This is a genomic window from Nocardia sp. AB354, assembly GCF_049538315.1.
GTDB lineage: Bacteria > Actinomycetota > Actinomycetes > Mycobacteriales > Mycobacteriaceae > Nocardia > Nocardia nova.
Genome location: NZ_JBMVFU010000004.1, coordinates 45,397 through 65,474 on the forward strand (window position 1 = coordinate 45,397; position 20,078 = coordinate 65,474).

12 protein-coding genes are annotated in these 20,078 nt (G+C 70.0%); 8 read left to right on the forward strand and 4 right to left on the reverse strand.

Going from position 1 to position 20,078, the window contains the following annotated elements; genetic code table 11:
• Positions 1-12: 12 nt before the first annotated feature.
• On the reverse strand, positions 13-3,450 hold the full coding sequence (locus tag ACPCUW_RS07085; RefSeq protein ID WP_423424062.1) for an IniB N-terminal domain-containing protein: 3,438 nt from the start codon (positions 3,448-3,450) through the stop codon (positions 13-15).
• 431 nt (positions 3,451-3,881) lie between these two features.
• On the opposite strand from ACPCUW_RS07085, the gene ACPCUW_RS07090 reads away from it, so the two are divergent.
• The 7 genes from ACPCUW_RS07090 (at position 3,882) to ACPCUW_RS07120 (ending at position 13,662) form a co-directional block, all read left to right on the forward strand.
• A complete protein-coding gene (locus tag ACPCUW_RS07090; RefSeq protein WP_423424063.1) occupies positions 3,882-5,480 on the forward strand; it encodes an Hsp70 family protein in 1,599 nt (532 codons plus the stop codon).
• Between the two features lie 12 nt (positions 5,481-5,492).
• A complete protein-coding gene (locus ACPCUW_RS07095; RefSeq protein WP_423424064.1) occupies positions 5,493-8,000 on the forward strand; it encodes a LuxR C-terminal-related transcriptional regulator in 2,508 nt (835 codons plus the stop codon).
• A 36-nt stretch (positions 8,001-8,036) separates the two neighbouring features.
• On the forward strand, positions 8,037-9,179 hold the full coding sequence (locus tag ACPCUW_RS07100; protein ID WP_423424065.1) for a hypothetical protein: 1,143 nt from the start codon (positions 8,037-8,039) through the stop codon (positions 9,177-9,179).
• A gap of 182 nt (positions 9,180-9,361) precedes the next feature.
• Positions 9,362-10,753 carry a S1 family peptidase gene (locus ACPCUW_RS07105; protein WP_064911154.1) on the forward strand — a complete coding sequence of 464 codons (1,392 nt, stop codon included), beginning with the start codon at positions 9,362-9,364 and terminating at the stop codon, positions 10,751-10,753.
• A 166-nt stretch (positions 10,754-10,919) separates the two neighbouring features.
• Positions 10,920-12,266 (forward strand): S1 family peptidase, encoded by a 1,347-nt coding sequence (locus ACPCUW_RS07110; RefSeq protein WP_063019369.1) that lies wholly within the window; start codon positions 10,920-10,922, stop codon positions 12,264-12,266.
• Positions 12,267-12,406: 140 nt separating this feature from the next.
• Positions 12,407-12,628, forward strand: coding sequence for a hypothetical protein (locus tag ACPCUW_RS07115; RefSeq protein ID WP_423424066.1), 222 nt, complete (start codon positions 12,407-12,409; stop codon positions 12,626-12,628).
• 143 nt (positions 12,629-12,771) lie between these two features.
• The gene (locus tag ACPCUW_RS07120) at positions 12,772-13,662 is read left to right on the forward strand and encodes an NRDE family protein (protein WP_423424067.1); all 891 of its coding nucleotides are present in this window, start codon (positions 12,772-12,774) and stop codon (positions 13,660-13,662) included.
• Between the two features lie 88 nt (positions 13,663-13,750).
• Here ACPCUW_RS07120 and ACPCUW_RS07125 read toward each other — a convergent pair whose 3' ends face one another.
• Positions 13,751-14,518, reverse strand: a complete 768-nt coding sequence (locus tag ACPCUW_RS07125; protein WP_227463074.1) for a hypothetical protein — start codon at positions 14,516-14,518, stop codon at positions 13,751-13,753.
• 549 nt (positions 14,519-15,067) lie between these two features.
• On the opposite strand from ACPCUW_RS07125, the gene ACPCUW_RS07130 reads away from it, so the two are divergent.
• Entirely contained in the window at positions 15,068-18,283 is a 3,216-nt protein-coding gene (locus ACPCUW_RS07130) for a (Fe-S)-binding protein (RefSeq protein ID WP_423424068.1), read from the forward strand.
• 163 nt (positions 18,284-18,446) lie between these two features.
• Here ACPCUW_RS07130 and ACPCUW_RS07135 read toward each other — a convergent pair whose 3' ends face one another.
• Together ACPCUW_RS07135 and ACPCUW_RS07140 are read right to left on the reverse strand one after the other, a co-directional pair.
• Entirely contained in the window at positions 18,447-19,124 is a 678-nt protein-coding gene (locus ACPCUW_RS07135; RefSeq protein WP_030514312.1) for a hypothetical protein, read from the reverse strand.
• Between the two features lie 233 nt (positions 19,125-19,357).
• Positions 19,358-20,026, reverse strand: coding sequence for a hypothetical protein (locus ACPCUW_RS07140; RefSeq protein WP_064911156.1), 669 nt, complete (start codon positions 20,024-20,026; stop codon positions 19,358-19,360).
• Positions 20,027-20,078 lie beyond the last annotated feature (52 nt).

Here is a 20,078-nt window from a genome sequence, read left to right on the forward strand (position 1 = left end):
TCTTCGCTACCCTCAGTGCAGCAGTCCGCCGGTGATGTCGCCGGAGGCGTGCGTATCGGTGACGGTCGAGGCATGGCCGGAGGTGTCACCGAACAGGCTCGAATCCGTGTGACCGCCGGTGTCGAGCCCGCCCGACAGCGAGCTGTTGCCGCCCGCCGCCAGGGTGCTGTCGATGCCGCTGTGCGCACCGAGGGCGCTGTCCACGCCGCCGCCGATACCCGAGGCGCCGACGCCGGAGATATCGGTGCCGACACCGCTGCCGAACGCGTGCGATACATCGACACCGGACCAGGTGCCGGCGGCCGTACCCGAGAGTGCCGAGGACGCATCCGTGCCCGCGTGCAGCCCCGAGTCGACCGAACCCGTCAGACCCGAGCTCGCATCGGCGCCCGCGTGCAACCCCGAATCCGCCGCGCCCGACAGCGAGGTCGACAGATCGCCCGCACCGTGGAGACCGGACTCCGCGGTCCCCGACAAGGAGGTCCCGAGGTCACCGGCACTGTGCACACCCGCCGCGGCGGTCCCGGACAGCGATGTCCCCAGGTCGCCCGCACTGTGCACAGCCCCGGCACCGGCGCCGGACAACGAGGTGCCCAGGTCGCCCGCACTGTGCACGGCACTGGCGCCCGCTCCCGAGAGCGACGTCGCCAAGTCGCCGGCACCGTGGACGCCCGCATCCGCTGATCCGGACAGGGAGGTTCCGAGGCCGGTCGCGCTGTTCACACCGGACGTCGCCGCACCCGACAGCGAGGACGACAGATCCCCGGCCGCATGCGCACCCGAGGCCGCGGCCCCGGACAGATCCGCCCCGGTGTGCACACCGCTGCCGAGACCACCGGACAACCCGGTCTCCAACCCGGTCGCACCCTGCGCCCCCGAAGCCACCGCCCCGCCGAGCCCCGCTCCGATACCGGCGGCACCCCCGAGTCCCGCGGCGGCATTCGCAGCACCGCCGAGCGCCCCACCGAGACCGGCACCGGCATTCGCGGCACCACCCAAGGCACCACCCAGTCCCGCACCGGCATTCGCGGCACCACCCAAGGCACCACCCAGTCCCGCACCGGCATTCGCAGCACCACCCAAGGCACCACCCAGTCCCGCACCGGCATTCGCAGCACCACCCAAGGCACCACCCAGTCCCGCACCGGCATTCGCAGCAACACCCAAGGCACCACCCAGTCCCGCACCGGCATTCGCAGCACCACCCAAGGCACCACCGAGCCCCGCACCGGCATTCGCAGCACCACCCAGTCCTGCTCCGGCATTCGCGGCACCGTTCAGTGCACCACCGATACCACCCTGCGCAGCACCGCTCAGCGCCCCGCCCAAATCTCCGGCCGCCTGTGTCGCATCCGACAGATCGCCCCCGATCCCGGCACCGGCATCGGCCGCCCCGCTGAGTGAACCACCAAGGCCCGCAGCCGCATTCGCCGCTCCCCCGAGTGCGCCACCGAGCCCAGCGCCGCCCCCGAGTTCTCCACCGAGTCCGGCACCCGCGTGGGCCGCACCGCCGAGCGCACCACCCAGATCGCCACCCGTATGGACCGAATTCCCGAACGAACCTTCCAGCCCCGCACCAGCATTGACGGCACCACCCAAGGCACCGCCCAGTCCGGCACCGGCGTCGGCAACACCGCCCAGCGCGCCTCCCAGTCCTGCACCGGCATTCGCCGCGCCGCCCAACGCGCCACCGAGTTCGGACCCCACCCCGGTCGCGTCACCCGCCGCACCGGACAGCCCGGCACCCAAGTCACCGGCCGCGTTCAGCGCACCACCCACACCCGCACCGGCATTCGCCGCACCACTCAGCGCACCTCCCAGACCAGCACCCGCGTTGGCAGCACCGTCCAAGGCACCTCCCAGCTCAGAGCCCACGCCGGTCACCGCACCCGCCGCACCGGACAACCCCGCGCCCAGGTCACCGGCCGCATTCAGCGCACCGCCCAGCGCACCGCCGAGCCCCGCACCGGCCTCCGCCGCACCACCGAGCCCAGCACCCGCGTCGGCCGCGCCACCCAAAGCACCACCGAGTTCGGAGCCCGTGCCGGTCGCGGCATCGGCAGCACCGGACAACCTCGCACCCAAGTCACCCGCCACGTTCAGCGCGCCACCGAGACCGGCACCGGCATTCGCCGCGCCACCCAACGCGCCACCCAGCTCGGAGCCCACCCCGGTCGCCGCACCCGCAGCACCGGACAACCCCGCACCCAAGTCACCCGCCGCATTCAGCGCACCACCCAGCGCACCGCCGAGACCCGTACCGGCCTCCGCCGCGCCGCCGAGCGCACCACCGAGACCCGCTCCCGCCTCGGCAACACCGCCCAGCGCGCCACCGAGACCGGCACCGGCGTTGGCCGCACCGCCCAACGCGCCACCGAGTTCGGAGCCCACCCCGGTCGCGGCGCCCGCCGCACCGGACAGCCCCGCACCCAGGTCACCCGCCGCATTCAGCGCACCGCCCAGCGCACCTCCGAGGCCCGCGCCCGCTGCTGCCGCACCGCCCAGGGCGGCCCCGAGGCCGGCACCGGCTTCCGCCGCGCCCCCCAGGGCACCGCCGAGGCCCGCGCCCAGACCGGTTTCGAGTCCGGTGCCGAGTTCACCTCCGGCGTTCAGGGCACCTCCGAGGGCTGCGCCGAGGCCGGCACCGGCTTCGGCCGCACCCCCGAGCGCTCCGTTGAGTTCGGTTCCCAAGCCCGCGCCGGCTTCGGCCGCGCCGCTCAGCGCTCCGCCGAGCCCGGCGCCGAGGCCGGAGATGCCGGCGCCGAGACCTGCCGTCGCTTCGGTCAAACCTGTTGCGGTGGAGGAGATTCCGGCCTGGATTCCGGTGCCGATCTCGGTGGAGAGGTCGGCACCCGCCTGCGCGATGGTGTCGGCGGCGCCTTCGATTCCGGCGGAGAGGCCGAGATCGGTGCCGGCGGTGCCGGTGCCCGAGAGCGCGCCGCCGAGTCCGACCGCGACCCCGGTCAGGGCGCCCAGTCCGGCGGTGAGCCCGGCCGCGGCGCCCGCGCCCACCGATGCGGCGGCGCCCAGTCCGGCGGACAGCCCCGCCCCCAGGTCGGCACCCAGTCCCGCACCGAGCCCGAGGCCCGCGCCGGCCTCGATTCCGGTTTCACCACCGAGCGCGGCCCCGGCGCCCAGGTTGGCCTCGCTGATCGCACCCGCTTCGCCGGCCAGGCCGCCCGCGAGCCCACCGGTGCCGCCGGCCGCCGCGCCGAGACCACCGCCGGCTGCCGCGCCGCCACCGGCCGCCACGATGGCGGCGAGCTGCGAGCCGCCCGTGACCAGGGCGGATTCGGCGACCATCGGCGCCACGGCGGCGATATCCTCCGGCGTCACCGCCTCGAGTCCGGCCGCGCACAGCGATTCGGTCGGGTTGGTGCAGTAACCGACGGCGGCCTCGTGGTCGCGCAACAGGTTGAGGATGAATTCGAGAATGGCGTTGGGGGTCATCGCAGATCGTCTCCTGGATCGGCGGACCATCGTCGATCCGCAGCAGTCGAATTGCCTTTCACGCTAAGAAGCCCCGGCGTTACGCGAAACGGGGCGAATCCCCTGATTTCCGTATCGGCCTCGATAGGGGAATCCGGCGCATTAGGGGACTTTCCCCAAAGCTTCCGGATCAGGGGTAACGGCGGCCCCCCGGCAACCGACAGTGGGATAGATCGTGACGACCGCAAATATTCGTGACGACCGCAAATACCAACGACAGGGGTTCTCGAATGACTCAGGGCCTGACGCTCGGCATCACGGTCGGGTCGTCGCGCACAGTCGCCGCGACCGGCTCCACTTCCGCGAGCGCCGACCCGGAAAATGTCTCTGTTCACATTCGTCGCCACCGTTTCGGATCGGCGCCCGAATTGTCGGAGAATCTATTGTCCCGCGTGGGCGATCCGGTCGATATTCTCCTGCCCGACGGCTCTTCGGTCGCAGCCGCCGATCTGGTCGCCGAGACGATCTCCCAGGTCGTCGCCGATTTCGATCCGGATTCCGTGGTCGCGACCGTACCGGCGTGGTGGCCCGCACACATCGTCGAGGCACAGCGCCGCGCGCTCGACCGCGTAGGCGGCGAAGCGGTGGTACTGGTCGCGGAACCACTCGCCGCGCTCCGTCGGCTCGAGGCGAGCACGCCCTTCCCGCCCGACACCCCCGTCGTGATCTACGACTCCGGCGCCACCGGCACCACGGTGTCGGTCGTGGGTTCGGGCCCGCACTCGGGGTTGCTGGGCGAACCGGTTCGCTCCACCGAGGTCTCCGGCGCGGAATTCGATCTACTGACGATGCGCTACGTGCTGGCAAATGCATTGGGAGAAACGGATTTCGACCCGTTCGACCCGGTTGTCGAGCGCGAATTGTCGATACTGCGAAACCGTTGCGCCGATGCGAAACACCGGCTTTCGACCGAGACCGCCACGATGGTTCCGGTCCGTCTGGCCGGTATCGCGCGCGATGTGCGCCTGGTGCGTGACGATGTGGAGGATCTGTTCCGCGGACCGCTCACGGATTCGCTGAACCTCGTGCACGAGGCGGTGCGGCGCGCGGGAGTGGGCATCGACCAGGTCGGCCGGATCCTGCTCACCGGTGGCGGCGCATCCATCGGCCTGCTCACCGAACTGATCTCCGGCGAGTTCGCGATCCCGATCGCCCCGGTCGCCGATCCCGGTTCGCTCAGCGCCCGGGGAGCGACGTTGCTCGCGGCGGACCTGTACACCGACGCGCAGCATCACGCCGCGGCCCTGGCCGTACCCGATCTCGCGCTCGATTCGACCGAGCCACAAGCTCTTTCCGACGATGCCACGACCACGGCCCTGCCGGCGATCGGCGACCGGACCGTCGTCGAACCGCCGCCCGCCGATACCGCCCCGCCGGCAGGAACCAACCGGTGGCGCCGCGTCGCCTTCATCGCCGGCGCCGCGATCGCCGTGGGCGCGGTGGCCACCGGCACCCTGGCCCTGGGCACCGCGGGAAGTCCGTCGAATTCGTCGCCCGCTCCCGCGGCGGCGACGTCCGCGGCTCATGCGGCGACCTCGGCGGGTGTCGCCCCGGCCGGCGCCACCGACCCCGCGCATCCGACGGCCGGGAGCCCGGTGACGGCCGCGAACAACACCGGCACCACCCGCGCCGGCACGGCCGCCGAGAACTCGGCAAGTGCCCCGGCCACGGGCACGGCCGCACCGAATTCCGCCGGCCCGAACTCCCCGGCCCCGAATTCACCGGCCCCCGCCTCCGCGGCGGCCCCGGACACGCCGGCACAGAACTCCCCGGCACCCAATTCCCCTGCCCCGCAGGCACCCCCGCAGACGCCCGTCCAGACGCCGTCCGCGCCCTCGGTGCCCTCCCAGCCCACCACTCCGAGCTCTCCCGGTGGTTCGCTGGGAAATACGCTGGGCAACACGCTGAACGATGGTCTCGACCAGACAGGCAACACCCTCGGCACGGTGCTGCAGGCACCGGGCAAGGTGCTGCCCCACGAAGGCAACTGAGGATCGGTGACAGTGGTCGGCAACCTCGCGGTGGCATACGGCGCCCTTCCGGGCGCGCGGGAGATTCTTCGGGAACTGGATTCGGACTCCCCGGATCCGCTCGTCTACCTGATTCGGGGACGGTGCGGCACCGGGAAGTCCACGCTGCTAGCCGCGGTGCGAAATCGCCTGCGGCGCAGCGGTATCGGCTGCTTCGACGATGTGAGCGCGACCACCACCCCGCCCGATACCCGCGCCGCCGTGGTCGTCGACGACGCCCACACCCTGGACCAGCTACAGCTGGAAAAGCTGTGCGCCGCCGTGGAATCGGATTCGCGCACGATCATCGTCGCGACCCGGCCGCAACCGCACGACAGCGCCCTGCGCGCGCTGGCGGACGCGGTGTCGCGACGCGGCCGGGTGATCGAACTCCGGCCGCTGGGCACCGCCGATATCGCTCCGTTCGCCCGCGAATTGGGAATGACCGTGCCGCGTCCGGTCGCCGACCACATTCACCGGCACACCGGCGGCATACCGGGTGGCGTGGTGGCCGCGCTCACCGCCGCCTGCGCCACCCGGCTCGAGGGCGGCATCGAGGCCGTCGACCAGGCCGTAACCAGCTGGGCGCGAGCTCTTCTCGACGATACCGAACCGCAACTGCTCGAGGTGCTGACGGTCGCCACCACGGGCGCCGGCCTCGATCCGAGTGAGCTGGCGGAGGTGCTCGGCACCGACGAGACGACGGCGGTCGGACTCGTCGACCGGGCCCGCGCCGGGGCCCTGATCACCGATGCCGACCTGTTGCTGGGTCCCGCGATCGAACCGTTGCGCACCCTGGTCGGCGAACGCCGTTTCGTCTCGATTCAGCGCCGCCTGCTCACCGCCCGCCTCGAGGCCGGGCTGTTGCGCGACCACACGGCCTTGCAGCTCGCCGAATCCGGGGTCCGCGACGATCGGCTGGCCGAATTCCTGCGCGCCGCAGCCGAAAACGCGGGCAGCGACGCGAGCCGGTACTACACCGCCGCCGTGGCCAGCGGGTACGACGCACAGCGGATCGCCATCCCCCGCGCCACCGCGGCCGCCCTCGGCGGTGACGACGAATCCGCTTTGCGCTTGGCCGAACCCGTACTCGCGCGCAGCGACGCGCCACCCGCGGATCTCGCCGCCGCCGTGCGGATCAGCGCGAGCGTCCATGCCCGCCGGGGACTGATCGGCCGGGCGGTGCAGCTGTACGCCTGGCTCGGCACCGCCCGCACCGGCGCCGACTGGGCGACCGCCGCGGCGGTGTTCCACCTCGCCGGAGCGGTCGGCGACGCGCAAGCGGTGTCGGGTTCGGCGGCGCAGTGGCCGCCCACGGAATCCAATGCCCGCACCGGCCGTTTCGCCACCGCGCTGGCGCAGAGCATCACCGGCGAATCTCGCAGTGCCGCAACGTCGGCCGCGGCCGCCCTGATCCAGCTGGCCCGCACGGCCGCGCCGGAGGATCGCATGCTGCCGTGCGCGCCGGTCGCGCTCGCGACGCTGCTGTGCCTGAGCATGGGTGAACCCCGCCGCGCCGCCGACGCCCTGCGCGGCACCGATCCGCACGATCCGCAGATCCGGGTGCTGACGGCATGGACGGCGATGCTCGGCGGCGACGAACAGACCGCCGCCGGGACGGTCGCGGCCGTCGACACCACCGCCTTGGCCCCGCGCGATCGCCTGCTCGCGCACGGCGTCCTGGTCGGCCTGGCCCGCCGCGCGGGAGACCACGGAATCCTGTTGCGCGCCTGGGAGGCCGCCTATCCGACCTTCGACGAGGTCGACGCCGATCTGCCCGCGCTGCTGCCGATCGGTGAGCTGTGGCTGGCCGCCATCCGCCTCGGCGAGCAGGAACGGATAGCCCGGCTGGTCGAGGCGGCGCGAAATGTGTTGCGCAGTGCGGGAAATCCCCCGGCCTGGGCAAATGTGTTCCACTGGTACGAGATTCAGGCCGCGATCGCCCACGAGCGCCCGGACGAACTGATGCCACCCGCTCGACTGCTGAAAACGGCCGCGCAGGCAGGTGATCCGCATGCCGCGATCCTCGCCGACGCGGGCCGCACCTGGGTGCTGGTGCTGCGCGGTGAGGTCGCCGAGGATCGGGTGACGGCCGCGGTGCGACGGCTGGCCGCGATCGGCATGGTCTGGGATGCGGCCCGGCTGGCCAGTGAGGCGGCGTTGAGCGCCGGCGATCCGGCCACCGCGACAGCCCTGCTGAAACTGGCCCGCACGGTCCGCACCGGCTCCCGGCCCACGGCCGCGCCCGAGGGGACTCCGGCCGCTCCGCGTACCGCGACCCCCGAACCGGCGGCGGCCTCGGTCCTCAGTGAGCGCGAGCGCGAGGTGGCCGAGCTGGTCCTGCTGGGCCTCACCTACCGGGAAATCGGCGCTCGACTGTACATCTCCGCGAAGACGGTGGAGCATCATGTCGCGCGGATCCGGCGTCGAATCGGAGCCGGATCGCGCTCGGAGTTATTGTCGATGCTCCGCGCAATGGGACACGGTTCGCTACTCGTGTGATCGGCGCGCTCGAGACACCGAAGCGAGGTATTGAGGATGGCCACAGGGGTGGGCCTGCGGATCGCCGAGGATGAGTGCATCGCGGCGATCGTCACCAGCGGTGGCGAAACCGACGAGACGCCCGAACCCCTGTACATCGCGCGCGAGTCGGTGCTGCACATGTCCGACGAGGGCGATACCGCGCTCGGTGGTGAGGCGCCGCCCGGACATACCCACTCGATCACCGGATTCGTCCGGTCGGTCGGTGATCCCGCCGGTATCACCGTCGACGACGGGGAGGCCTACCGCGCCGAGGATCTGGTGGCAACGGCGATCTTCTGCCTGATCAACCTGGCCGCCGAGCATCTGAGCGGCCCGGCCGAGTTCTACGCCACCCATCCCGGCGACTGGCCGGCCGAGTATGTGCGCGGTTTGCGCGAGGCCCTCGACTACCTGGGGCTGCGCTCGGTGGTTCTGGTCAGCGACGCCGACCTGCCGGCCTCCGAGGACAGCCGCGGTCATGCGCGCGACGCTGCCCGCGCCGCCCTGACAGCCGTGCTCGCGACTCCGGCCGGGACCACCCCGCCCGATCCGACCGGCACCGAGAACGCGCTGGTGGTCACCGATGTGCTGCCCGCTGTCCACGCCGCCGACGGGACGGTTCAGGCGTATTCGGCGGCGATGCCCGCCGCCGAACCCGCGCCCGAGGCCGAACCCGCCGCCATGACCGTCGCGGCCACCGTGGCCGCCCCGGCGGAAGTGCCACCGGCCGAGCCGAAGCGCAGTCGACGCACCCCGCTGCTCATCGCCGCGGCCGCGGCCATCGCCGGTCTCGTCCTCGGTGGCATCGCGGCGGCCCTGCTGCTGCACGACGACGCCGCCACTCCGGTCCCCACGACCGGAGTTTCCGGCCGGGCGGAGGCCCCCACGCCGCCGGTGACGACGACGGTCGCACCACCCCCGCCCCCCGTTGCGCCGGAACCCGCCCCGCAGGAGTACCCGGAGACGACGACGGAGACGACGACCACCCCGCCGCCACCGCCGCCGCCCACGCCGACCGTGACTCCGACGCCGACCACGCCGCCGGGGACCACCACGTGGCAACGGCCCACGACCACTCCGCGCACCACCACGACCACGCCCAACGGTCTGGAACCGGTGCCCGGATTGCCGCTGCCGCCGGGCCTGCAGTTCTCCTAGTCACCGACTCCGTGATGATTTCGTAGCGAAACTCACGCCGTTGTGCCCTAAAGTGATGCGCTGACCGGTCGTTCCGGACGTCGCACCGGGCGAGCGGTCTGTTTGATGGTCGAGGGCTGTTGCCACCCAATGGTTTACCGCCCACGGGTGGCCGGCACGTATGTGCCTGACGAAGGGACTCCATGCGCAAGTTGGCGGCGCGTCGCGCCACGGTCGGACGCGCCTCGGTGGCACGCGCGTCGGTGAAAACTGCTGCTGTCGCCCTCGCTTCGACTCTGCTTCTCGGCCCGTGGATCGCCACATCGCCCGCGCTCGCCGATCCGGCGCCGGCCCAGTCGGCGGCCGACACGCTGCCGCCCGAACTGGTGCAGGCCATCGGCCGCGATCTGAAGATGTCGCCCGCGGAGTATCTGGACCGTGCCGCCCGGGCCCAGCAGTTGCGCGACTACGCCCGCGAATTCCGCTCCTCACACCCGCAGGCTTTCGCCGGGGCGTGGCTCGGCGCCGACGGCAAGCCGGTGATGGCGGTGACCTCGCTCGACGCCGCGCGCATCGCCAACTCCGCCGGATATCAGACTCGCCTGGCGCCGATTTCGGCCGACAATCTGGAGAGCTCGCTCGACCAGCTGGTCAAGTGGATCGGCGGGCTGCCGCGGGAACTGTCGGCCGGGATCAATTCGGTCGCCATCGATTTCCTGAACAGCCAGCTGGTGCTGAGCGTCGCGAACACCCCGGCCGGTCACCTGCTGAACCTTCCGACCCTGATCGCCAACGTCAAGGTCGTGCTCTCGCCCGACGGCGGCGGCCCGGTCGAGCACCGACCGATGGCGGGCGACACCTACATCAGCGCTCCTACCTCCCTCGACGATTCCGCGCTGAAGTCGGTGGACGTCTGCTCCTTCGGCTTCAACAGCATCGACGCCGCCGGGAACGCGCTGAATATCAGTGCCGGACACTGTGATCCGAACGTGGGCAAGGGCAACTCCGAGGCCGGGGTCTACCTGCCGAACGTGCGCAACCTGAAGGCCAGCCCACAGTTCGGCACCTTCGTGAAGGCGCAGCTGGGCGGCAGCACCGGACTGGACTACTCGGTGATCAAGCTCAACGAGCGGGCGATCACCGCCGGCATGGACCAGCCCTCGGTGCGTGGCGGCAACGGCACCACCCTCACACTGACCGGAACCGCCGAACCGATCACCGGCGCCCCGATCTGCAAGTCGGGACAGTCGTCCACCTTCACCTGCGGGTTCGTGGTGGCCGACCGGGTCGAGACGGCGCTGTTCACCGCCGAGGGCGAATCGAAGACCGTGCGCGGCTTCGCCAGCTCGGCGTGCACGCTCGGTGGCGACAGCGGCGGGGCGATCGTCTCGGGCACCCTCGCCCTGGGCATCACCAGCGGTTCCAACGCCGCCGACGCACCGGATTGCAAGGCCGCCAACATGGATCTGGCGCAGTACGGCGGCACCGCCACGCTGGGCATTCCGATCCGGCAGATCCTGAGCGATATCGACGCCAATTCCGGTGGCGGCCTGGGCGCCGGCATCACGGTGCGTACGCGCCCGAACGCGGGCTGACGATCCTTCCACTGCGCCGAGGGGCACGTCCGCCGGAGCGGACGTGCCCCTCGGTGCGATACGGACCGGGTGAACAGCGGGTATCGATTTCCGGTATGCCCGGTGTGAGTTCGGCCAAAGTCCGCGACAAGTAGGCATAGCCGCGCAAACCCCATATAGTCGCCTCATGCTCCTGCCACGCATCCGACTTTCGTCCGCCGCGGGACGTGCCCCGCGCACCCGCCTCCGCAGCGCGGCCGTCGCCGCCTCGGCGGCGGTTCTGGTTCTCGGGCCGCTCGCGGCGACCTCGTCCGCGGACCCCGCGCCCGCCCCGGCCCCGAACCTGCCTGCCGATCTCGTCGCGGCCGTGCAGCGCGACCTGAAGATCTCGCCGGAGGAGTACCTGCACCGCGCCGATGTGGCGCAGCACGTGGCGGCCTTCACGGCCACCGCGCAGCGTCAGTTCCCGCAGGCGTTCGCGGGCGCGTGGCTCGACGACGCCGGCAAGGCCGTGGTGGCGCTGGCCCCGGGCCAGGGCCTCGACGAGGCGAAGAAGGCCGCTCAGGACGCCGGATTCGGCGTGAAGGACGTGGCCAAGAGCCAGACCGTGCTGCGCAGCGAGAAGAACGCCTTCCAGCAGTGGCTCTCGGGCCAGCCCGAGGCCGTCGTGCAGGCCGTGCGCGGCGTCGTGATCGATACCGTCAACAACAGCATCGCGGTGCGCGTGGACAAGGCCGGCGTGCCGATGCCGGGCTTCGTCGACCCGGCGCACGTGATCGTGATGGCCGCTCCCCCGGTCGGCCCGCCGGAGTCCGACGCGCAGGTGAAGCCGGTTGCCGGTGAGCAGCCCAACGCTCCCCGCGCCGGCGGCGACGCCTACGCCTCGGTGGCCGGCAAGATGCAGCTGGTCTGCTCCACCGGCTTCAACGGTGAGGACCGCAACGGCAACCCGGTGAACATCACTGCCGGACACTGCGATCCGAACATTCCGGCCGCCGGTACCGCGAACGCGCCGGGCATGTTCGAGCTGCTGCCGGGCAACCACATCGGCGCCCAGCTGGGCTCGTTCCAGAAGTCGATCCTGGGCAACCAGGACTACTCGATCGTCTCGATCGATGGCGGCAGCCGGGATCGCTTCGCCAACAACCTGGTCCGGGTCCCCGGTGCCGCGCCGATCGCGATCACCGGTGTGGCCGATCCCGTCGTCGGCGCCCCGGTCTGCAAGTCGGGTTCGCGCACCGGCTTCAGCTGCGGCGTGGTCAACGCCGTGGATCAGACCGTGCAGGTCGGTGACCGTGACCTGACCCAGGCCTTCTCGGCGAACATCTGTGCGCTGCCGGGTGATTCGGGCGGCCCGATCGTCACCGGCACCATGGCCCTGGGCATCTCCAGCGCCTCCTCGGTCGCCGACTACCCGATCTGCGAGATCCCGAACCTGATCGGCGCCCTGACCGGTGACGCGCCCCAGCTGTTCGCGCAGCCGGTGAACCAGGTGCTCTCCGACAACCCGGGTCTGCGGGTTCGCACCAACTGAGCGCTTCGAGCATCGTCGAAGGCCCGGCAGCAATGCCGGGCTTTCGTCGTATCCGGGGCGGGAACCGGTGTGCCCCGAGCATTCGGGGCAGCGCAATTCGGGGATCCTTCTCCGCGCTGCCGGATGGAAAGATCGCACGCATGTTCACAACGAAGCTTTCAGCCGCCGGTTTGCTCTGCGCCACTTCACTTCTCGTCGCCGCCCCCATCGCATCGGGGACGACCGCCACGCCGGTAGCCGCGTCCGATACCGCCGGTCTGTCCTCCGGCAGCAGCCAGATCAACCTCGGCTGCCTGCTGGACACCCTGTCGGGCGGCGGACGGACCGCCGACTGCAATCCGCCCACCATCCCGGTCGGCTGATCGCCACGAGGAGGCGCCTCGTCGGCAGCACCGAGCCCACCCACTGTGGCTCGCGCCGACGGGGCGCCTTCGCGCGCCGGTGACGAGACTCGGTGGCCGCGGCCGCGATAGTGCCGGCACAGCGGCTGGGGCATGCTGGAGTTATGTGTCTGGTGTTGATCGGGTGGCGCGCGCATCCGGAGTATCGGCTGATCGTGGCGGGCAATCGCGACGAGTTCTACACGCGCCCAACCGAATCGATGCGCTGGTGGCCGGAGCGGCCGAACCTGCTGGCCGGGCGTGATCTCGGAGCTCCGGACGGCGTGCCGGGCACCTGGCTGGGGATCGTCCCCGAGGCCGGCCGGTTCGCGACCGTCACCAATGTGCGCGGCCCGAACGAGAGGCGCACCGATGCCCGCTCCCGCGGCGCCCTGCTGATGGACTATCTGACCGCCTCCGCGGCTCCGGAGAAGTTCGTTCGTACCACCGCGGCCGATCTGGACGACTACAACGGCTACAACCTGGTGGTCTCCGATCTGGAGACACTGTGGTGGCAGAGCAATCGCAGCGAGGCCACTCCGCTGGCCCTCCCACCGGGAGTACACGGGCTGTCCAATGCCGCCCTGCTCGGTTCGACCCTTCCCGGTTCCGAACGGACGGCAGGCATCGCGGATGGTCGGACCGCGGAGAGCGAGGGCACCGGAGACGGCACCGTGCACACCGACACCGGCGCCACAGCGTGGCCGAAGGTGCGCGACGGCGTGCGGGCGCTGAGCGCGATAGTCGGTTCGCCCGCTGTCGAGGACTACTTCGACGTCCTGGCCGACCGCACCATCGCACCCGACGCCGAACTACCGCACACCGGATTGTCGCCGAATCAGGAACGCTCGGTATCGGCCCGCTTCGTCGCCAACGACTGGCACGGAACCCGCTGCAGCACAGTGCTCCTGGTCCGCGAGGACGGGCGTTTCGAGATCGCCGAACGGTCCTTCGCCGAATTCGGCACACCGCTCGGCGAGGTGAGCTACACCGGGCGGCTGCGGTTCGCGGACTGACCGCCACAACGACAACGGCCCGCCTTCCGTGCGGAAGACGGGCCGTACACGTCCAGGAGTCGGCCGATGACCGGCTCCGCGCCGCGAACTACTTCGGCTGGTTGGCCTGCTGCGCCTGGCCGCTGGCCGCCGCCATGGCCGCATCCGACCACTGGGTGGTGCCGTCGGCGGCCTGCATGGTGTTGACGAGCTCGACGCCCGCCGCGACCAGAGCAGGGCCGCCCACCGCGACGGTGCCCACGATGCCGCCGACGCCGGCGCCGGTCACCAGACCCGGGATGCAGCCGGCGACGATCGTCACGACACAACCGATCGCGGCGCCGATGGCGGTACCGACGAAACCACCGATCGCGGTCGCCAGACCGAACTTGGTGGCGAAGTCGCTCATCGCGCGCTGGTTCTCGATCGGCGAGGCGACATCCTTGGCGACCAGAACCGGCTTATCGGCCTGGATCGGCGCCTGCTGGTCGACCTTCGTGTCCGCGACCGCGGCCACGGGGGCGGCGGCGACCGGCTTGGTCAGGTCGACGTTGGCGGGCTTGTCCGGCGTCAGCTCGAGTACCGTGCCGTTGTCTTTGAGCACCGGCTTGATCGGAATCTGAACGCCCGCGATCCGGTAGTCGATCGGCATCTCCAGGGCGACATTGCCGGCCTGGTCCTTGATGTCGACGACCTGCTGCTTCTGGTCGGGAGTCGCGCCGTGCTTCTCCACGAGCTCGAACGTGCCGTTCTTGAGCTTGGTGACGACAGTCTTGTCGACCAGTTTGGTGGAGTAGTCGATCCCCGGCTTGGCGTCGGCGGCCGGAGCCGGGGCTGGTGCAGGGTCGGCGTTGGCAGTTCCCAACGCCACGGTCATTGCGCCGATGACCATAGCGGCGACCGCAGTACCTCTGCGGAGCTTCATTCGGTTTCCAATCCGTCATCAGGGTTTGCCGCACGCAACTTCTCCGCGAGAGCCCACGCATCCATCAGGCCATCAACCCCGACTTCAAACCTGACGGACCTCCCCGAGCAGTGTGAAGGTGCACACAGCAAGCAGGACGAGGTGAGCTTAGTCGAATACCCCGACCGAAAGCGAGAATTGTTATGTGCCCTAACAATTAACGCGGAATTCCACAACGGTTCGCCTTCGCGGCGAGTAAGCCTGTCCTGGCTTGAGCACCGGATTTGCCGGGATTTACCGTGTCAGACGACCGCGCCCACGTCAAAACCGCAGGACAACACGTGAGAACGGTCACACCCCCAGTACGGTTGGACCCCACAACCTGGGATAGACCACTCGTGCATCATACGATGGACAGATAAGTTACCGGCGGGTAACTTACTGCCCGTTACGATACGAGCAACCGACGGCGACCCCAGCCCGGTCGCCGGAATGCTCGTGGAACCGAAGGAAGGTCGCGACATGAATGCCCTGACAGTGACGCTGGGCACGATTGGAGCGGTGCTCAGCCTGGTGTGCTGGGCGTCGTTCATCGGCGGCGCGTGGAAGATCTTCAGCGCGATCAGGGTCGGTCAGCCGGCACCCGATCGTTGGCGGCCGTTCTTCCCACGCCTCAAGACGATGCTGGTCGAGTTCATCGCCCATACCCGCATGAACAAGTTCCGCACCGTCGGCTGGGCGCACTGGCTGGTGATGATCGGCTTCATCACCGGCGCCATCCTCTGGTTCGAGGCATACGGGCAGACGTTCGACCCCGAATTCCATTGGCCGATCATCGGCAACTGGGGTGTGTACCACTTCTGGGACGAGCTGATGGGCATCGGAACGGTGGTCGGCATCCTGACGCTGATCACCATTCGCCAGCTCAATCACCCGCGGATCCCGCAGCGCCTCTCGCGCTTCAGCGGTTCGAAGTTCGGGCCCGCCTATGTGATCGAAGCGATCGTGCTGATGGAAGGCCTCGGCATGATCTTCGTCAAGGCCGGCAAGATCGCGCTGAACGGCGAGGGCAACCCCGCGACCGACTTCTTCACGATGCGGGTCGCCGAATTGCTGCCCGCCAACGCGACGATGGTGTCGATCTTCGCCTTCATCAAGCTGATGTCGGGTATGGCATTCCTCTATTACGTCGGTCGCAACATCACCTGGGGTGTGGCGTGGCACCGGTTCTCCGCCTTCTTCAACATCTACTTCAAGCGTGAGGACGACGGCGGCGTCGCCCTGGGTGCGGCCAAGCCGATGATGTCCAAGGGCCGCGCCCTGGATATGGAGAACGTCGACCCCGATACCGACACCCTCGGCGCCGGGCGGATCGAGGACTTCTCCTGGAAGGGCTGGCTGGACTTCACCACCTGCACCGAATGTGGTCGCTGCCAGAGCCAGTGCCCGGCGTGGAACACCGGTAAGCCGCTCTCGCCGAAGCTGCTGATCATGTCGCTGCGCGATCACGGTGCGGCCAAGGCGCCCTACCTGCTCGCCGGTGGCCGTAAGGATATGGGCGGCGACGAGGTCGGCCTGGTCGACGCCGAGGGCAAGCCGAACGAGGCCGCGCTGGCGAAGATCTCGGAGGCGGCCAAGGCCGAGGCCGAGCGTCCGCTGGTCGGTGGCGAGGATGTCAACGGCATCATCGACCCCGAGGTGCTGTGGTCCTGCACTACCTGTGGCGCCTGTGTCGAGCAGTGCCCGGTGGATATCGAGCACGTCGACCACATCATCGATATGCGTCGCTACCAGGTTCTGATCGAATCGGAATTCCCCTCCGAGCTGGCCGGTCTGTTCAAGAATCTGGAGAACAAGGGCAACCCCTGGGGCCAGAACGCCAAGGATCGCCTGAACTGGATGTCGGAGCTGGACTTCGATATTCCGGTATTCGGCCAGGACGCCGAGAGTTTCGACGGATACGAATATCTGTTCTGGGTCGGCTGTGCCGGTGCCTACGAGGACCGTGCCAAGAAGACCACCAAGGCCGTCGCCGAACTGCTCGCCACGGCCGGCGTGAAATTCATGGTGCTGGGTGCGGAGGAAACCTGTACCGGTGACTCGGCTCGCCGCGCGGGTAACGAATTCCTGTTCCAGCAGTTGGCGATGCAGAACATCGAGACGCTGAATTCGGTCTTCGAGGGCGTGGAGCCGTCGAAGAAGAAGATCGTCGTCACCTGTGCGCACTGCTTCAACGCGCTCAACAACGAGTATCCGCAGGTGGGCGGCACCTACGAGGTCGTGCACCACACGCAGCTGCTGAACCGGCTGGTGCGGCAGCGCAAGCTCGTTCAGGTGAAGCCGGTGTCGGAGAAGGTCACCTATCACGACCCCTGCTACCTGGGCCGGCACAACAAGATCTACAACGCGCCGCGTGAGCTGATGGCCGCCTCCGGTGCGAAGGTCAGCGAGATGCCGCGCCACGGCGAGCGTTCGATGTGCTGTGGCGCCGGTGGTGCCCGCATGTGGATGGAGGAACAACTCGGAAAGCGAGTCAACCTCGACCGGACCGACGAGGCGCTGGCCACCCTGGACGGCGGTAACTCGCCGTCGCTGATCGCCACCGGCTGCCCCTTCTGCCGCGTGATGCTCACCGACGGTGTGACCGCGCGCAAGGATTCCGGCGAGGTCGGCCAGGGCGTCGAGGTCGTGGACGTGGCGCAGCTGATGCTGCAGTCGATCGACCGGGTCGAGCCCGCGGCGCTGTCGGAGAACCTGAAGGTGGTCCAGCAGCCCAAGGCTCCCGAACCGGTCGCCGAAGCCGCGGCCGCACCGGCCGCCGAGGCCGCCGTTGCCGAAGCCGCGGTCACCGAGGCGGAGGCGCCTGCCGAGCAGGCCGCCCCGGCCGCCGGTAAGGGCCTGGCGATGAAGGGTGGCGGTAAGGCACCCGGCGGCAAGGGCCTGGCCATGAAGGGCGCGGCGAAAGCACCGGGCGCCAAGGCGACTCCGGAGCCCGAGGCCGCCGAGGCGAGCGCGGAAGCGCCCGCCGCCAAGCCGGGTGGTCTGGCCATGAAGGGCGCCGCCAAGGCACCCGGCGGCAAGGGCCTCGCCATGAAGGGCGCGGCGAAAGCACCGGGCGCCAAGGCAACTCCGAAGCCCGCCGAGGCCCCCGCGGCAGAGGCGTCCGCAGCCGAGGCTCCGGCAGCCGAGAGCGCCGAGGCTCCGGCGGCACCGACCGCCAAGCCCGGCGGCCTGGCCATGAAGGGTGCCGCGAAGGCACCCGGCGGCAAGGGCCTCGCCATGAAGGGCAAGGCGAAGGCTCCGGGCGCCAAGCCCGCGAGCGAAGCCCCGGCCGAGGCGCCCGCTTCGGAGGCGCCCGCGGAACCGGCCGAGTCGGCTCCGACCGCCACGTCCACCGGCCCCACCGAAACCAAACCGACGGTGGCGCCGAAGGGTCTGGCAATGAAGTCCGGCTTCAAGCGCCCCGGCCCCAAGGCCCCGGGCACCGCCGCGCCCGCCGCTTCCGAATCCGCCCCGGCGGCAAAGGAATCCGGTAACGGCGCGGCACCGGCCGAAGCGGCCGGCGGCGAAGCAGCCGAGACCGAGGCTCCGGCGACCGAGTCGGCTCCCGCACCGGAGGCACCGGCGGCCTCTACCGAATCCGCCGACAGCGGCAACGGTGAGGTCCAGCCTCCGACCGCCAAGCCGGGTGGCCTGGGCTTCAAGTCCGGAGCGAAGGCCCCGGGCCGCAAGAAGTAGTTCGCCTCACCGCACGGGGGCGCTGCCGACACCGGCAGCGCCCCCGTGTCGTTTCCGGCACTACCGGCCTGCGAATCGGAGCATTCACGGATAGCGGCGGGTTCGCCGCAACGCCGAAGGCCGGCCGCTGCGCGAGCGACCGGCCTTCGATGGTGTGTAACTCCTAGTTGCCCGCGGAGTCCTTGGCCCACTTGCTGGTTCCCGGGGCGGCCTGCAGGGTGTTGATCAGGTCCATACCCGCGATGCCGAGTGCGGGGCCACCGACGGCGATGGTGCCGAGGATGCCGCCGACGCCGGCGCCGGCGATCGCGGCGGGGATGCAGCCCACGCCGAGCAGCGGCAGGCCCAGGATGCAGCCGGTGATTCCGCCGACCACGACGCCGATCGCGGTGCCGACGAATCCGCCCACGGCCGTGGCGAGTCCGAACTGGGTGGAGAAGTCGTTCATCGCGCGCTGGTTCTCGAGCGGCGACGCGATCGACTGGACGGTGACCGGATGGTCGGTGGTCATCGTCTTCTGCGGCGTCAGTTCGAGGACGGTGCCGTCGTTCTTCACCACCGGCTTCACCGGAACGGCGACATCGTCGACGCGCACATCGGTGGGCAGCGAAACCACGGTGGCGCCGTGGGAATCGGTGACGGAGTACGACTTCTCGTCCTGCGCCAGCCGGAAGGTCCCCCCTTGCAAGGTCGTCACGACCGTCTTGTCCACGAGTTTGACCGAGTACCTGATCCCGGTCTGCTCCGGCGTGGGAGCCGGGTCGGCGTGGGCGGTGGTCAGCCCGGCGGTCAGTGCGCCGATCGTCAGCGCGGAGGCCGCGGTGAGGCTGCGGAGATTCATCGATACTTCCATTCCGTCATCGAATCTCGGCGCCCGCCCCCTCGACGAGCGCCGTCACACCTGCGGGTTTGCGGTGAATTCGCTTCGAGCTCACCACTTTTGGCCACGCAAGCGGGTCGATGTTACGCGCATGCCCACCAGCGGAGGAGCCCCCAGTACTGGGGGCCCTCACAAGGCACTGTGCCGCGAATCGGGTTGCGGCACAGTCGGACCGCGGTCGGCCGGAACCGGACCTACTTGTCGTCGGCCCACTTGGTCGTACCCGGCGCGGCCGACAGGGTGCCGATCATGTCCAATCCGGTGATCGCCAGCGCGGGACCGCCGATCGCGATCGTGCCCAGGATGCCACCGATACCGGCGCCGGCGACCGCGGCCGGAATGCACCCGACACCCAGCAGCGGCAAACCCAGGATGCAGCCGGTGACACCGCCGATGATGGCGCCGACAGCGGTACCCAGGAAGGTGCCGACGGCGGTCGCGACGCCGAAATTGGTTTCGAAGTCGTTCATCGCGCGATGGTTCTCCAGCGGCGAGGCGATCGGTTGTACGGTGACCGGCTTGTCGACGGTGACGGTGCGCTGCGGCGTCAACTCGAGGACGGTGCCGTCGTTCTTGACCACCGGTGTCACCGGCACCTCGGTCCCGGCGACGCGTACCTCGGTCGGCAGTGAGACCACGGTGGCGCCGTGGGGATCGGTGATGGCGTAGGACTTGCCGTCCGCGGCGATCCGGAAGGTGCCGCCCTGCAGGGTGGTCACCACGGTCTTGTCGACGAGTCTCATGGAGTACTTGATCGCCGCCGGTTGGGGTGCGGCGGCCGGTTCGGCGTGCGCGGCCGTGGTTCCGGCGGTGACGGCGCCGACGACCAGTGCGGATATCGCGGTAAGGCGCTGGAGCTTCATCCGGCAATCTTAAACGTCAACATGTCACAAATGGGTCAAATCTGAAGAAGGA